The organism is Conexibacter sp. JCM 18997 (assembly GCF_055391915.1).
This window is the reverse complement of record NZ_AP043885.1, coordinates 3,365,493-3,381,341: the sequence shown is the minus strand read 5'-3', so window position 1 is coordinate 3,381,341 and position 15,849 is coordinate 3,365,493. Positions and strand designations below refer to the sequence as shown.

General features: G+C 69.6%; 7 protein-coding genes. 4 read left to right on the top strand and 3 right to left on the bottom strand.

What is annotated here, in order from left to right:
• Nucleotides 1–6: 6 nt before the first annotated feature.
• The 3 genes from dpdF to ACZ5UI_RS17135 form a co-directional block, all read right to left on the bottom strand.
• Nucleotides 7–2,586: a protein DpdF gene (dpdF, locus tag ACZ5UI_RS17145; RefSeq protein ID WP_464189065.1), complete on the bottom strand. Its 2,580-nt coding sequence runs from the start codon at nt 2,584–2,586 to the stop codon at nt 7–9.
• A complete protein-coding gene (dpdE, locus tag ACZ5UI_RS17140; protein WP_464189063.1) occupies nt 2,579–5,827 on the bottom strand; it encodes a protein DpdE in 3,249 nt (1,082 codons plus the stop codon). The genes dpdF and dpdE overlap by 8 nt, the downstream gene beginning before the upstream one ends.
• A gap of 330 nt (nt 5,828–6,157) precedes the next feature.
• Nucleotides 6,158–6,649: an HD domain-containing protein gene (locus ACZ5UI_RS17135; protein WP_464189061.1), complete on the bottom strand. Its 492-nt coding sequence runs from the start codon at nt 6,647–6,649 to the stop codon at nt 6,158–6,160.
• A gap of 380 nt (nt 6,650–7,029) precedes the next feature.
• On the opposite strand from ACZ5UI_RS17135, the gene ACZ5UI_RS17130 reads away from it, so the two are divergent.
• The 4 genes from ACZ5UI_RS17130 (at nt 7,030) to recD (ending at nt 15,804) form a co-directional block, all read left to right on the top strand.
• On the top strand, nt 7,030–7,203 hold the full coding sequence (locus tag ACZ5UI_RS17130) for a hypothetical protein (RefSeq protein ID WP_464189059.1): 174 nt from the start codon (nt 7,030–7,032) through the stop codon (nt 7,201–7,203).
• Nucleotides 7,204–7,280: 77 nt separating this feature from the next.
• On the top strand, nt 7,281–10,625 hold the full coding sequence (gene recC, locus ACZ5UI_RS17125) for an exodeoxyribonuclease V subunit gamma (RefSeq protein ID WP_464189057.1): 3,345 nt from the start codon (nt 7,281–7,283) through the stop codon (nt 10,623–10,625).
• On the top strand, nt 10,622–13,984 hold the full coding sequence (locus ACZ5UI_RS17120) for a UvrD-helicase domain-containing protein (RefSeq protein ID WP_464189055.1): 3,363 nt from the start codon (nt 10,622–10,624) through the stop codon (nt 13,982–13,984). The genes recC and ACZ5UI_RS17120 overlap by 4 nt, the downstream gene beginning before the upstream one ends.
• Complete coding sequence (gene recD, locus ACZ5UI_RS17115; RefSeq protein WP_464189053.1) at nt 13,981–15,804, top strand: exodeoxyribonuclease V subunit alpha; 1,824 nt, start codon at nt 13,981–13,983, stop codon at nt 15,802–15,804. Before ACZ5UI_RS17120 ends, recD begins: the two co-directional genes overlap by 4 nt.
• Nucleotides 15,805–15,849 lie beyond the last annotated feature (45 nt).

Below are 15,849 nucleotides of genomic sequence, written 5' to 3'. Positions count from 1 at the left end.
TTCCCACTAGGTCAACCTTCGTAGCAGTTCGTCGAGATCCATGATTGGTCGCCGCACATCGACGATCGCTCTATCTGGCCGCTCGAAGTCCGGTAGGTCGGCCGGCGTGATTAGGACCCCCGGCACGCCGGCGGCGAAAAACGCATGAAGATCTCGCCTGGGCGTATTCGCATCCGCGATCAACAAGGAAGGGCAACCCGGCAACTGTGCTAACTGGAAGCGCCTGCCGACGAAGACCGCACGCGTCGGAGTGCTTTTCCAAGCCTCGCGAATCGGCGCGAGAGCAAGAACGTCTTCTGGCCCCACGAGGGTGCGGACGCCTCCGCGCGTCAGGGCGGGCACTGCGCGACCCAACTTGCGCCTCAGACTCGCCGTCTGTCCGGCGCTCGGGCGGACGAAGTGCACGGTGAGGACGCCTGCTTCCGGCACGAGGTGAGTCAACTCGCCGTATAACGATCGGTCTGCATCAAGGAGCGCTGGCGGGGTTGGCGAGGCGTCACGTCGGACTGGCCGCCCAGTGCGCCGAGAGGCGGTGCAGCCGCCGTGTGATCCACCGACCTTCACCGAGACTTGCGGGAGCGTCACGGAGTCCCCGGCCGAGATTTCGTAAGCACTCCTAAGGAGGGAATCGAGGGGGGTCTCGCCCGAGAGCGCCTCCTCCATCAACTGCAGCGATGCTTGATCGCGCTTGTGTACCTCCTTCGCCTCGTCCTCCAGATCGGCCCAGCGGGTGCTGTCAGCCAGGTTGCCCGCACGAAGCCGAACCAGATGCTGCAACCACAGCTCATCCCACGCTTCCGGGTCTTCCTCCGGCGTCGACTCCGGTGCCTCCGGAAGCTCGACATCCAGCATCCCGGCCCGTTGCATAAGGAGCAGTGTCAGAAGGTTCCACTGCTCGTTCTTCTCGCTGTTGGCTGGGAGATAGGGGGGAATCGTGTCGAGTCGCACGATGTCGCCGGCTTGTCGAGCGGCCCACATAGACCGCCATCGAACGCTTGCCTTATCAACGCCGATGATTGTCTTGAGCGAGAGTCTTCTCGCCACGTCGAGGTCGGAATCCGTATGAAGGACAAGCGACAGAGAGGGCAGGCCGTCGCGACCTCCCCGTCCCACCTCTTGGTAGAAGCGGTCGATGGACTCGGGCACGCAGGCGTGTAGCACCGCACGCACGTCGGGCTGATCCACGCCAAGGCCGTACGCGCTCGTCGCCACTACGACATCCACTCCCGTTCGAGCGCGCCCGTCCGAGTCGACCGCGTCGCCCCGGACGCGCGCGATGACGTCACGCCTGCCAGCAGCCGACGTCTTGCCAGTCACGCTGGCGACCCGCGCGTAGCCGTCATCCTTCAGTCGCCGCAAGAGGCGCTCGGAGTCCTTGACCTTCGTCGTGTAAAGGATGATCGGGCGCGGGAGTCGGTGAACTGCCTCAAGCAGTCGTTCCTCGCGTTCCTCTGTTGTCGAACTGTGGGCTTGCCAATACGAAGGCTCGAGCCGGAGATCAACTGACGAGACCAAGTGGAGGCCTAGAGGGGAGCGGAACAGCAGCACCAAGGCATCGAGGGTTGTAGGCGTCAGCGTGCCTGTCATCAGCAGCGTCGAGAAGGGCTGCGGGCTCGCCTCCAGGAGCGTTCGCCGAACACTGCCGAGCGCTTGGAACTCCGGACGGAAGTCCTCGCCCCACTGGGAAACAGTGTGGGCTTCATCCACAACGAACAGGCTGATTCTGCCGGCCTCAGCTGCTTCCCTCACCGACAGCCGGAGAGCACCGAGAAGCCCTTCGGGTGACGTGAACACGATCACCTGCTCGCCGTCGCGGATACGGCGCTTCATGTCCTGCTTCTCAGCCTCGCTGAGCGCGCTGTGAAACGCTAGGCGGGTGGGCGCCGATTCGATGAGCGGCGAGTTGAGCTCTAGGAATTGTCGCTCCTGGTCGACCGCGAGAGCCGTCGTTGGTACGACGACAAGGGTTGTCTTGCCCTGGCTCGCCCCGAGGATGGCGGGTAGGAACGCGAGGGCACTCTTGCCGCTCCGCGTCGGAAGGTTGGCAACGATGGTGCTTCCCGGTCTCGCTGCCAGGACTGTGTGGAGGGCTACTCGCTGACCGCGTGAGCGATAGTGCGTTCGCCGCGTCGCGGCGTAGTAGAACGGGTCGGCCGCCGGCCCATCGTCACGTACCGGGCCGATGCCCTCATACCTTCCGAGCGAGGCGGCCCGCGCGGGGGGTTCGGCGTCGGACCCCGGGAGCCACGGCGGCGACCACTGATTAGCGCGGATCGTGAAACCGCCCGCGAACGGCGTGCAACTGCAGCCCCCATCTTCCCACTGCTTCGGAGAGGGGAGCCGGGGGTCCGCAGCAACCGCAATGGGGAAACGGTGGCCGTTCTCACGTCCGAGCAGTAGATGGCGCACGAGCGGAACAAGATCTCGCGGCGCCGTCGGCAGCGTGCGGTCGCCTGATCGGGCGCCGTGTAGCGCATGGGCTAGCCGGCGCTGCGCGCTCGACCATTCGGAAAGCGGGAACGGAACCTCACCGAAGGCTGGAAAATCCTTCAGGGCCGCCAAACCCCACTGGAAGCCGTCAGTCACCGGCCGCCTCAATCCGGTTGCCCGACAGGATCACGAGTCCTGCGGCATCAACTTCCGCGTGTGGAGCCTCGACGGCACGTTTGACACGCGTGGCGGCCTCTTCCTCGAAGCGAAGGGCCTCGGCGGAATCAGGGAACAGGACATGCCGAGTCCGGAGCGCCTCGATTCTTGCTTCACCGAACCTGGTCGATTCGCCGGTTGCGGCCTCGATCCGCTCGAGCACCGTTTCGCGCTGCATGGCAACCGCCAGGGCAGATTCGCGAGCGTGTGTGCACCAAGCCTCCCAGTCGAGCCCGACTAGGGTCCGTTCGACGAGTTCCCACCGATCGAGGCCCAAACGGACGTCGCCGAAGGACGGGGAGTACTTCGCGGTGAACCGCGCTCTCAGGCGAGGGTCATCCACCTCGCGGTTGTCCACGCCGACCCAGACCGTTTCGATCATCGGGGGTAGGAGACTGCCTGCTCGCCGGTCGATCACCCTGTCTCCGGCGAGATCGCCGGCAGTTGGTGCGCTCCCCGCTTTCACAAGGATGTCGAAGCGAAGCGCGGCGGTCCAGTCGCCGGCTTCCATGTCTGGGAGGAGACGCCAGATGCCGTATGCCCGACCCCGAACATCTGTCTCGCGCACGTACCGCAGGAGTCCATCGAGGAGTGCATCGCCAGCCCTCCAGACGCGTGCGCCAGCGTGCCGCAGCGCCGCCTGCCGGTCATGGCTTCCGTTTCGGACGACGCCCCGCTCGGATGTCGCTCCGAGCATGAAGGAGGTGAGATCGCGCTGGGGTATGAGTGGTTCGGTTCCTCGGCGAGGATCCTTCGCCCAGTAACTGCAGAGGGCCGCGTCGCGGAAGTACGGCTCGCGTGTGAACCGCAGGTTGCCTTTACCGGCACAGATGAGCCCTTCGTGGGCGGCCTCAAGTTCCTCCCAATGGGCGTCTAAGCCCCTGAGTGCCTCGGCCACCGGGTGCGAGATCTCGATCGCCTCGATCGAGTCGAGTTGGTCCTGCTGACTGATCTCGCGCTTCTCTGCTTCGAGGCGCTCAGGGAGGCGATCCGCAATTCGCCGGAGTCCGATCGGGCCTTCCTGCATGATCGCTGAGGTGATCTCCGGCGCCAGCGCGTCGACGACGAACTGAAACGACGAGATTGACCTATCGAAGACTCCGAAGCCGTCCCGAAGAAGGGCGATGGAAGCATCAAGCAGCGAGCCTTCGTAGCCGTCACCCAGCAGGATGTTATCTGCAGGGGAGCGTTCTCCGTGCCGATCCAAACGCCCGATTCTTTGCTCGAGTCGGTTCGGGTCGCCAGGCAGTTCGGCATGGATGAGGACCTCCGCGAACTGGAGGTTCAGCCCCTCTTCGGCGGACTCGTCGCAGACAAGGACATTGCACGCACGCTCCTCGCGGAATTGCCGAAGCGCTTGCTCGCTCTGATCGAGCGACAGGTCGGTCGTGTGCGTGACGACCTGGTCGTGGTCAAGGAGTTCCACGAGAGCGCTTCCGAGCTTCGCTGCGGTCGAGGCGAATCCGGCGAACACGACGACCTTGCGTCGGCGCGGGAAGGTCCATATGAGATCCAGGACGTGCTGGATGCGCGACTCTTCGCTCTCCATCAGTTCGGCTAGATCGAACGCTGCAAGGGCCGCTCGTTCCTCGGGTCCAACGGGGGCGCTGAGGGCATCCCGATCGGCGGCTCCTGCGCGAGCCAGCGAATGGGGGCTTCGGTCTCCGAGTCGGTACGCGACTGCGGCGTGAAGCACGCTGGGAAATGCCATCGCTCGGTCGAGCATGCAGCGGGCCGTAGCCTGCTGATCGCTGTCGAGTTCAGCCCCGCAGTCGTTTGCGAAAGCGGCTCTCCAACGGTCAAGCCATTCCGCAAGTCGAACGCCGCTGGCCGGCGACGTTTCGATGATCCGGTCGAGACGCCTGCCGCGAATCGGGAAGTCTGTTGCCTCATCTCGGCGGCTCCGGATCATTCGGTAATGAAGCCGATGACGGTCGCTGATCGCCACACGCAGAGCACGGATCCGACTGTCGAGTTCGTCTTGTTCAGCGTCCGCACCCAAGTCCAGTAACTCGTCTAACCGGGTGAGACTGGCCTCGTCCGACCCCAGCAACTCACGAAGACGATCCGCGTTGCGCTCAAGTCGGCGGTACGTCTGTCCTGGCCGAAAGAGCACGAACGCTCGGGCGAGGTCATGACGGTTCTCGACCCGCTGGCGAAACTCCGCGGCCCGGTCCAGTGCGTAATTGTCGGGATCGAGGAGATGCAGCATGCTTAGGTAGGTCGTCTCGTTGTGCGCGACGGGCGTGGCGGAGAGAAGAAGCAGCCCAGCCGATGAGTGGGCCAGCCGAGCGGCCTGCGCGAACCGCCCCTGCTTCACAGGAGATGCATGCGCTAAACGGGCAACGTGATGGGCCTCGTCGATCACGAGGAGGTCCGGAGGACCTTGTTCCCTGGAGACTCGCCAAGCCCCAGGATCGGCAGCGTCGATGACTTCCACCGTTGAGAGGAGGCTGTCGTCGATGAAGAATCGTTCCCTCAACTCCCGCAGCCACTGCTGGCACATTCGGGCCGGAGCGACGACGCGTACATGGGCTTCGGGATCGTCCAGTAGTTGCTGTCGGATCACGAGGCCAGCCTCGATCGTCTTGCCCATACCGACCTCGTCGGCGAGCAGGAACCGCCGTACCGGGTCGGAGAGGACCCGGCTCGCTACCCGGACCTGATGGTCGTAGATCTCGACGGAGGCCGAGGTCAGGCTCCGGTTCCCGCGAACGGCGGCGTCCTGAGCGAGCATCGAGTCGACGAACGCCCGACGTGCGAAGTAGTAGTACGGCGTCTCCAGGGCTCGATCGCGCAGCACGGCGACGGGATCATCAAGAGGTTCGTCCCACCGCACGAATAGCTCTTCGATTCCGAGCCAGCGATCGGCCGTGTCGCCGGGGGGGCGTACTTGGACACGACCAAGCTCCTCGTCCATTACGCGTCCCACGCTCCACTTTGAGCCGTCTCGAAAGTACACGCGCAATTGACGTTCGAGGCTGGCGCGTACGACGCGGTCGCTGGAAACGGTGTGTCTACCGGCCGCCGGGTTCGCGACGGAATCGAAATACTCGATCGTGACCGTTCCGCTCTGCGTTGCCACGATCTTGCCGATGCCCAACGATGTGTGGTCAAGGCTGACAACCAGCGCGCCGATGTCCGCCGACTCGGCGGCGGAGAGCGCATCAGACGGCGTCAAATGAGGATGGGCGCCGCAGACGCCGGGGTCGGTTGGTGTTGTTCATGAGGTCGGGGTACGCATCGCCGCGATTGTGCCGACAGCGCAGTCGTTGAGTCCCGTGCACCTCGCGTACCTGACGCCGTCTTGGCCGAGTCCAGCAGATGGATGCCTCTACGCGCAGGTCTCGAGAGTTCCGTTCAGCAGCAGAGTGCCGCCGGCATCCTCGCCTGCGGCCGTCGGCACCAATCGATCGATCTCTCCGATGTCCCGCCTCAGCTCGTCGAGAAACGGCCGCGTACCCGCGCCGAGGTGGTCCCGCCGCAACGCGCACGCCTCGAACAACGCCCGTTAGTGCCACCGCACCGACTCGCCTTCGCCGGCCTTGAACCGGTCCCAGAGCGCCTGCGCCGTGGACTCGGTAGTCGAGGTGGATCGCCCGAGCGTTGTGGAGCCTGTCGCCAGCGGACGCGCAACTGGTCGGGCTCCTAGTGAGCGATCGCCGCGATCGATCGCCGCGATGTACTCCTGCTTGCCTGCCCGCCACGTCGGCTTGGGCTTGACGTCGGTGTCGCTGTTGGCGGACACGATGCGCGCGACGTCCGTGCCGACGTGGGCCTGGATGTCGACCAGTTCCTCAGGGCCGCCGTCCTCGACGACATCGTGCAACAGGGCGCCGATTGCCTCGTCCTCGGTGCCGCTCATCTCCAGGACGAGCGATGTGACGGCGAGCAGATGGGATGTGTAAGGCACGTCTGTGCTTTTGCGGCGCTGCTGCAGAGAGCAGGCGAGCAGCCGCGCCGCGTCGAATCGATCCGTTAGAAAAGGAGTGGGCGAGCTCATCGGTCAGCGAAGTATGCGGCACCGTCGATGATCCGGTCCTAGCGCGCCTAGTGCTCGCCGAAACGGGACGTCCGCCTCCAGGCGATCGCACGCGCCCAGTCGGCCGCTGAGCTCATCGACCGGGTGGACGAGCGTGGTCTCGCGCGTGCGGGGCGTCACCGGGGTGCCGTATTACAGGCGGCCGTGGCGGGAGAGTCTCACTTGGAGAAGGGCCTAGGGCCTCGGCGCAGCCGGAGGGAAGTCCGGGCTCGGCTCGATCTCCCGGCGCACGCGGCAAAAGCCCGGAAAACGGAGATGACGGGTGGATCTGGGAGGAAGGGAGCTAACGAGGATGAAGTCGCGCGCCGGGATGTGGTTCTGGGTGCGGCTATTGGCTGCGGTTGGTCGATGGTCCGGCGCTGAACGACCACCCGTTGCTGCGCGTGTACTGCGCCACCGTCGAGTGGGTCAGATGCGAGGACGACGAAGACCTGGCGCGCTCCAGAGCACTGGATGGCCTGGAGCTTCGGATCGACGCGCTCGTCGACGACCGGGTCGCGTGCTTCTGGTCATAGGGCCCAATCGATATGGAGGCGCCGGGCGCTTGGGAGGTACCGGGCTGGTGGTCCGCGGCAGCGTAGTGTCCAGTCGGATGCTCCAGATCCATCGCGCTGAGCGGGCCGACGGGCTGGTCGAGGCGCTTGCCGGGCTGCTCGGCGGTTCGGCTGGCGATGCGTTTGCGCTGGATGTCGTCGCGGTGCCGACTCGGGGGATGGAGCGGTGGCTGACGCAGCGGCTCTCCGATGCTCTGGGCATCTGCGCGAACGTGGAGTTCCCCAGCCCTCGGCGGTTGGTTGGCGATGCGGTGGCGGCCGCTAGTGGGGTTGATCCGCTGACGGATCCGTGGCTTCCGGAGCGGGCGGTTTGGCCTTTGCTGGAGGTGGTGGAAGGGAGCTTGGATGAGCTGCTGATGCAGGCTTTGGTGGCTCATTTGGGTGGGGAGACGCGGCGGGCTCGGCGGTTTACGGCGATTCGGCATCTGGCGGCGTTGTTTGATCGGTACTCGCTGTATCGGCCGGAGCTGGTGCGGGGCTGGGCGGCGGGTGTGGATGGCGACGTCGCCGCGGACTCGGCTTGGCAGGCGGAGATCTGGCGGCGGCTTCGCAACTCCATCGGTGTTCCTGGGCCGGCGGAGCGGTTGGTCACGGCCTGCGAGGCGTTGCGGGCGGACCCGGGGCTGGTGGATCTGCCGGAGCGGATCTCGCTGTTTGGGCTCACGCGCATCCCGGCGGCTCGCCTGGAGGTGCTGCGGGCGCTGGCCGTGCATCGGGACGTCCATCTGTTCTTGCTGCATCCGTCCCCGGGGCTTTGGGATCGGGTCGCCGCGGCGCCTCCGCCGCCGACCCTGCGGCGCAAGGACGACACGACGGCCTCGCTGCCGCGCAATCGGCTGCTGGCCACCTGGGGGCAGGACTCGCGGGAGATGCAGGTCGTGCTGGCCTCGGAACCGGGCTCGGAGGAACGCCATCACCCGACCACGGCGGCGGTGGGCTCGCTGCTGAGCCACCTCCAGGCGGATGTGCGCGCGGATCGGCGGCCGGATGGGGCGGCGAAGCTGCACGACGAGGACCGCTCGCTGCGGATCCATGCCTGCCATGGCCGCGCCCGCCAGGTCGAGGTCCTGCGGGACGCGATCCTGCATCTCCTCCAGGCGGACCCGACGCTCGAGCCTCGCGACGTGATCGTGATGTGCCCGGACATCGAGACGTTCGCCCCGCTCATCCACGCGACCTTTGGCGCCAGCCATACGGACGAAACGAACGACGATGGGCTCGACAAGCCGGACCTGCACGTCCGGCTGGCCGATCGCTCGCTGCGCCAGACGAACCCGATCCTGGGCCTCGTCTCCCAGCTGCTGGACATCGCCGACGGCCGGCTGACCGCCTCCGAGGTGCTCGACCTCGCGGACCGGGATGTGGTGCGCCGACGGTTCCGGTTCGATGACGATGACCTCGCGCGCCTCGAGGACTGGGTGGGCGACGCCGGCATCCGCTGGGGCCTGGACGCCGCGCATCGCAAGCCGTTCAGCCTCGACGCCCTCGCCAACGGCACCTGGCGCTCGGGCATCGACCGGGTCCTCGCGGGCGTGACCATGAGCGAGGACGATCAGCGGCTGATCGGAGGCTCGCTGCTGCCGCTGGATGACGTCGACAGCGGCTCGATCGAGCTGGCGGGGCGCTTCGCCGAGTACGTCGATCGGCTGGCCACCTCGGTCGACCGGCTCAACACGTCGCAGACGATCGACGATTGGGCCACGACGCTCACGGATGTCGCCGACGCCCTCTCCGAATCGGCACCGCTGGAGCAGTGGCAGAAGGCCGAGCTGCGGCGGATCCTCGATGACGTCGTCAACGAGGCCACGGCCAACGACGTCGTCCACCCGGCCGAGCTGGAGCTGCCCGAGATGCGGGCGCTGCTGGCCGACCGCCTCCAAGGCCGCCCCACGCGCGCGAACTTCCGCACCGGGCACCTGACCATCTGCACGCTGATGCCGATGCGGTCGGTCCCGCATCGCGTCGTCTGCCTGCTGGGCATGGACGACACGGTCTTCCCGCGCAAGGCCCCCCGCGACGGCGACGACCTGCTGCTCGACGACCCGCACATCGGCGAGCGCGACCCGCGCGCCGAGGATCGCCAGCTGCTGCTCGACGCGCTGATGGCCGCGACCGACCAGCTGCTCATCACCTACACGGGCAACGACGAGCGCACGAACACCCCGCGCCCGCCCGCGGTGCCGATCGGCGAGCTGCTCGATGTGGTCGATCGAACCGTCACGACCACCGACAACAGGCCGGCGAGAGACCACGTCGTCATCCGCCACCCGTTGCAGCCCTTCGACCGGCGCAACTTCACCCGCGGCACGCTGGAGCGCGGCCGCACGTGGAGCTTCGATCGCGTCGCGCTGCAGGGGGCGGAAGCGCTCGAAGGCGACCGGCCGGAGCGGGGCGCGTTCCTGACCCAAGCCCTGCCCTACACGCCCGGCCCGATCCTCGAGCTCGACGACCTCGTCCGCTTCGTCCAGCACCCCGCGCGCGCCTTCCTCAGACAACGCCTCGGGATCAGCCTGGCCGACTTCACCACCGAGGTCGAGGACGCCCTCCCGATCACCCTCGACGGCCTCCAGCGCTGGCAGATCGGCGAGCGCATGCTCCAGGCCCGCCTGAACGGCAGCGACGCGACCGCCGCCTACAAGGCCGAGATCGCCCGCGGTGCGCTCCCGCCCGGGCTGCTGGCCAAGCCGATCGTCGAGCAGCTGCTGCCCACCGTCGAGGGCATCATGACCGGTGTCGAGGCGCTGCTGGGCGACACGATCCGGGCCTCGGTGGACATCCGCGCGCCGCTCCCCGGCGGGCGCACGCTGACCGGCACCGTGCCCTCGGTGGCCGGCAAGACGCAGGCCACGATGACCTTCTCGCGCATCAACCCAAGGCACCGGCTCGCGGCGTGGGTCCGCCTCCTCGCCCTCTGCGCCAGCGACCCCACCCGCGACTACGACGCGCTGATCATCGGCAAGGCCCGCCGCGGCAACAACGCCGGAGCGCTGGCCATCGCCTCGCCCGGCCACCAGGCGGCCACCCAGCACCTGGCCGACCTCGTCGACCTGCACGACCGGGCCATGCGCGCGCCCGTCCCGCTCTACACCCAGACCTCCGCCGCCTACGCCGAGGCCGTCCACCGCGGCGACGACGGCGCGCGCAACGCCAAGGACGCCTGGGAGTCGAGCTTCGACTGGGACAAGGAGGACCGCGAGCCCGAGCACACGCGGCTGCTCGGCGACGGCCTCACGTTCGCCGAGATCCACCGCCCCGCGCCCCACGAGGACGAGCACGGCCAGCCCTTCGACGCCACCGAGCCGACCCGCTTCGGCCGCTACGCCCGCCGCCTGTGGGCGCCGCTGCTCGATCTCGAATACGACCCGACGGCCAAGCCCCAATGACCGTCACGCCCGCCTTCGACGTCTGCGGTCCGCTGCCCACCGGCGTGACCGTGCTGGAGGCCTCCGCGGGGACCGGCAAGACGTACACGATCGCGGGACTCACCGCGCGCTACGTGGCCGAGGGCAAGCCGCTGGACGAGCTGCTGATCGTCACGTTCACGCGCATGGCCACGGCCGAGCTGCGCGACCGTGTCAGGGAGCGCCTGGTCAGCGCCGAGTACGGCCTCGAGCAGGCCCTCAACGGCATCGCGCTGACCGCGGCCGATCCGGTGCTGGAGCTGCTCACCGACGGCACCCCGCCAGAGCTCGAAGAACGACGGCAGAACCTGGCCACCGCGATCGCCGACTTCGACGCGGCCACGATCGTCACCACCCACGGCTTCTGCCAGGAGGTGCTCGGCGGCCTGGGCATCGCCGGCGACCTCGAGCCCGGCATCACCTTCGTCGAGGACCTCGACGACCTCGTCTCCGAGGTGGTCGACGACCTCTACGTGCGCCGCTTCCACAACCACGAGCACCCGGCGTTCGACCGCGCCCAGGCGCTGCAGATCGCCCAGGAGGCGGTCAACAACCCGGGCGCGCCGATCGAGCCCAGCGACGCCAAGCCCGACAGCACCGCCGCGATGCGCGCGCGGCTGGCCCAGGCGGTGCGCGCCGAGCTGGACCGGCGCAAGCGCCAGCGCGGCGTCATGACCTACGACGACCTGCTCACCCGTCTGGGCCACGCGCTGACCACCACCGGCGGGACGAACGTGGCCCGGCGCCTGCGCGACCGCTACAGCGTGGTGCTGGTCGACGAGTTCCAGGACACCGACCCGACGCAGTGGGACATCATGCGCCGCGCGTTCGGCGACGGCAGCACGACGCTCGTGCTCATCGGCGACCCCAAGCAGGCGATCTACGCCTTCCGGGGCGCCGACGTCTACGCCTACCTCGACGCCGCCCGCAGCGCCGGCGAGCGCGCTGACCTCGACGTCAACTGGCGCAGCGACCAGGGCCTGATCGACGCCTACGACGCGCTGTTCGGCGGCGCCCAGCTCGGCCACGAGGGCATCGTCTACCGCCCGGTCCGGGCCGCACCGCCCAACCAGCAGCCGCGCCTGATCGACGCGCCCGATCCCGCACCGGTGCGACTCAGAGTGGTCCCGCGCCTGCAGGCCGGCCTGACCAAGACCGGCTTCGCCGCCACCGACGGCGTGCGCACGCTGATCGCCCAGGACCTGGCCGCCGACATGCTCACGCTGCTGGAGTCCGACGCGCACATCGAGGCCCGGGGCAAGGCCGGCGAACCGCAAGGACGCCGCCCGATCGAGCCCGGCCACGTCGCCGTGCTGGTGCGCCGCCGGGCCGACGCCGAGCAGATCCGCCAGGCCCTGGACGACGTCGGCATCCCCGCGGTGTTCAACGGCGCGGGCAGCGTGTTCGCCACCCCGCCGGCCGACGACTGGCTCAAGCTGCTGGAGGCGATCGAGCGCCCGACGTCCGACGCACGCATGCGCGCAGCCGCGCTGACCGACTTCCTGGGCTGGACCCCGCAAGAGGTGGCCACCGCCGACGACGACGCCTGGGAGGACGTGCGCCGCCGGCTGCACGAGTGGGCCAACATCCTGCGCGTCAGCGGCGTCGCCTCGCTGGCCGAGACGGTCACGCTGTCGGAGGGCCTGCCCCAGCGGCTGCTGCGCTGGGCCGACGGCGAGCGCCGCCTGACCGACCTGCGCCACATCGCCCAGCTGCTGCACGCCACCGCGATGGAGGAGGGGATGGGCGTCGCCGCGCTGACCGCGTGGATGCGCCGGCGCATCGCCACCGCGGCCGAGGAGGGCGACGAGGAGCGCAGCCGCCGCCTGGAGTCCGACGCCCAGGCCGTGCAGGTGCTGACCATCCACCGCAGCAAGGGCCTGGAGTTTCCCGTCGTCTACCTGCCCTACCTGTGGCACCCGAGCTGGATCACCAAGCACCCGGTGCCGGTGGCCTACCACGACGGCGACCAGCGCAAGGTCGACGTCGGCCTGGAGGGGCGCAGCTACGCCGACCACAAGCGCCAGCACATCGCCGAGCAGCGCGGGGAGGACCTGCGCCTGGCCTACGTCGCCCTGACGCGCGCCCAGCACCAGGCCGTCGTGTGGTGGGCGGGCACCTACGACGCGCCCAACTCGCCGCTGGGCCGGCTGGTGTTCGCGCGCCAGCCCGACGGCAGCGTGGCCGAGAGCGGGCCGCCGACGCCCGACGACGAGGTGGCGCTGGCGCGCTTCGCCGAGATCGCCGAGACGGTTCCCGGGCGCATCAGCGTCGAGCTGGCCGAACCCGGACGCGTGCGCCGCTACGCCGGGCCGGAGCCGACGCAGGCCCTGCTGGAGACCGCGACCTTCGACCGGCGCCTGGACCGCGGCTGGCGGCGCACGTCCTACAGCGACATCACCGCGGCCGCCCACGAGGCCTGGGTGGCCAGCGAGCCCGAGGACCCGATCCTCGACGACGAGCCCGCGGCGCTGATCACCGCGCCCGCCGTCGACGACGGCCACGGCGAGCTGCGCGACGTGCCGTCGCTGTGGGCCGACATCCCGACCGGCGCGGCGGTGGGCACGCTCGTGCACCTGGTCATGGAGGCGGTCGACTTCACCCAGCCCGATCTGGCCGGCGAGGTCGCGCGCGCCCAGGCCCGGCGGTTCACCGACGTGGGCGATCACGCCACCGTCGTCACCGCCCTGCAGGCCACCCTCGACACGCCGCTGGGCCCGGTCCTCAACGGGGCGCGCCTGGCCGACATCGCGCCACAAGACCGCCTCGACGAGCTGCGCTTCGAGCTGCCGCTGGTCGGCGGCGACGCGCCCACCGGCCGCTTGGCCCCGGGCATGATCGGCGCCGTGCTGCGCGAGCACCTGCCGCCCGGGGATCCGCTGGCCGGGTACGCCGAGCGCCTGGACGACGCGGCCCTGCGCCAGTCGATCCGCGGCTACCTGACCGGCTCGATCGACCTGGTCATCCGCCAGCGCGGCGCCGACGGCGAGCCGCGCTTCGCGATCGCCGACTACAAGACGAACTGGCTGGCCGCGCCGGGCGAGGAGCTCAGCCTCTACCACCACCGGCCCGCCGCGCTGGTGCACGAGATGGAGCGCTCGCACTACGGGCTGCAGGCGCTGCTCTACACCGTCGCGCTGCACCGCTACCTGCGCTGGCGCCTGCCCGGCTACGCCGCCGAGCGCCACCTGGCCGGCGTCGTGTACCTGTTCGTGCGGGGGATGGCCGGACCGGACACGCCGGCCGTCGACGGCGTCCCGGTCGGCGTGTTCAGCTGGCAGCCGAGCGCGACGCTGGTGCAGGCGCTGAGCGACGTGCTCGATCAGGGAGCGGGTCGATGACCGAGAGCACCGCGCTGGAGGCCTTCGACGCGCGCCGGGCCCGCGGCGCCCGGGGCCTGCTGGCCGCGTTCAACGACGCCGGCGTGCTGGCCGCCGCCGACGTGCACGTCGCGCTGCGCCTGTCCGCGCTGGCCCAGGACGAGGACGAGGCGCTGCAGCTGGCCATCGCGCTGGCCGTGCGCGGTCCGCGCCTGGGCCACACCTGCGTGGACCTGGCCACGATCCGCGACACCGCGACGGTCGATCTGGACGAGGACGTCGACCTGTCCGCGCTGCCCTGGCCGCAGCCGACCGCCTGGCTGACCGCGCTGCGAGCGAGCGCGCTGGTGGCCGACGGGGAGGAGGCCGGCGCCCCGCGAGACCGCCCGCTGCGCCTGGTCGACACGACCCTCTACCTGGATCGCTACTGGCGCGAGGAACGCCAGGTGGCCGCCGATCTGCGCACGCTGAGCGACTCGCCGGTGGCCATCGACGACGCGCTCCTCGACCAGGGCCTGGGCCGACTGTTCGACGACCCCGGCCAGCGCGCGGCGGGCGCCGCCGCGCTGCGCCGCCGCTTCGCCGTGGTCGGCGGCGGCCCGGGCACGGGCAAGACGACGACCGTCGCGCGGATCGTCGCGCTGCTGCTCGAGCAGGCGCAAGCCGCGGGCCGGCCCGCGCCGTTCATCGCCCTGGCCGCGCCCACCGGCAAGGCCGCCGCGCGCCTGGAGGAGGCCGTCCACGCCGAAGCGGCCACGCTCGACGTCGACGCGCCCACCCGCGCGGCGCTCCTCGCGCTCAACGCATCGACCCTGCACCGCCTGCTCGGCTGGCGCCCCGACAGCCACAGCCGCTTCCGCCACAACGCCACCAACCGCCTGCCCCACGACGCGGTGATCGTCGACGAGACGTCGATGGTCTCGCTCTCGCTGATGGCCAGCCTGGCCCAGGCGGTGCGCCCGGGCGCGCGGCTGATCCTGGTCGGCGACCCCGGCCAGCTGACCTCGATCGAGGCGGGCGCCGTGCTGGGCGACATCGTCGGTCCGGGCGAGCGCCCCGATGCGGGCATCGTCGTGCTCGAACGTGTCCACCGCTACGGCGGCGGCATCGCCCGGCTGGCCGACGCGATCCGCGCGGGCGACGCCGACGCCGCGATCGAAGCGCTGCAGGCTGCCCCTGAGGGCGTCACCTGGATCGACGCCGACGCGGGCGAGGTGGACCCCGCGGGACCCGAGCTGGCGCCGGTCCGCCGCGCCGCCCTGCAGGCCGGCCGGGCGACGATCGAGGCCGCCCAAGCCGGCGACGGCGCGCAAGCGCTGCAGGCACTCGGCGCCTTCCGCCTGCTCTGCGCCCACCGCCGCGGCCCGCACGGCGCGCTGTACTGGATGAGCCGCGTGGAGGGCTGGCTGGACAGCGGCATCGGCCACTTCGCCGCCGACGGCGCCTGGTACGTCGGGCGCCCGCTGCTGATCACCCGCAACGACTACGCGCTGCGCCTGTACAACGGCGACACGGGCGTGATCGTCCGCTCGGGCCCCGACGCGGTGGCCGCCGCCTTCGAGCGCGGGGGCGAGGCGGTGCACATCCGCCCGTCGCGCCTGGACGCGGTGGAGACCGTGCACGCGATGACGATCCACAAGAGCCAGGGCTCGCAGTTCGCCACCGCCGCGGTGCTGCTGCCCCCGCTGGGCTCCCGGCTCCTGACCCGCGAGCTGCTCTACACCGCGGTGACCCGCGCGCGCGAGTCGCTGATCGTCGTCGGAACCGAGGAGAGCGTGCGCGCCGCGGTCCAGCGCCCGGTGGCCCGCGCATCGGGGCTCGGCGAGCGGCTACGCGCCTGAAGTTGCAACGCTAAAGCTTCTGGAGCATTGGCCGAATCCTGCGAC

Excerpts from the sequence above, each read along its gene's own strand:
- recD (WP_464189053.1), top strand. The coding sequence starts at position 13,981 with ATGACCGAGAGCACCGCGCTGGAGGCCTTCGACGCGCGCCGGGCCCGC.
- ACZ5UI_RS17120 (WP_464189055.1), top strand. The coding sequence starts at position 10,622 with ATGACCGTCACGCCCGCCTTCGACGTCTGCGGTCCGCTGCCCACCGGC.
- ACZ5UI_RS17135 (WP_464189061.1), bottom strand. The coding sequence starts at position 6,649 with ATGAGCTCGCCCACTCCTTTTCTAACGGATCGATTCGACGCGGCGCGG.
- recC (WP_464189057.1), top strand. The coding sequence starts at position 7,281 with ATGCTCCAGATCCATCGCGCTGAGCGGGCCGACGGGCTGGTCGAGGCG.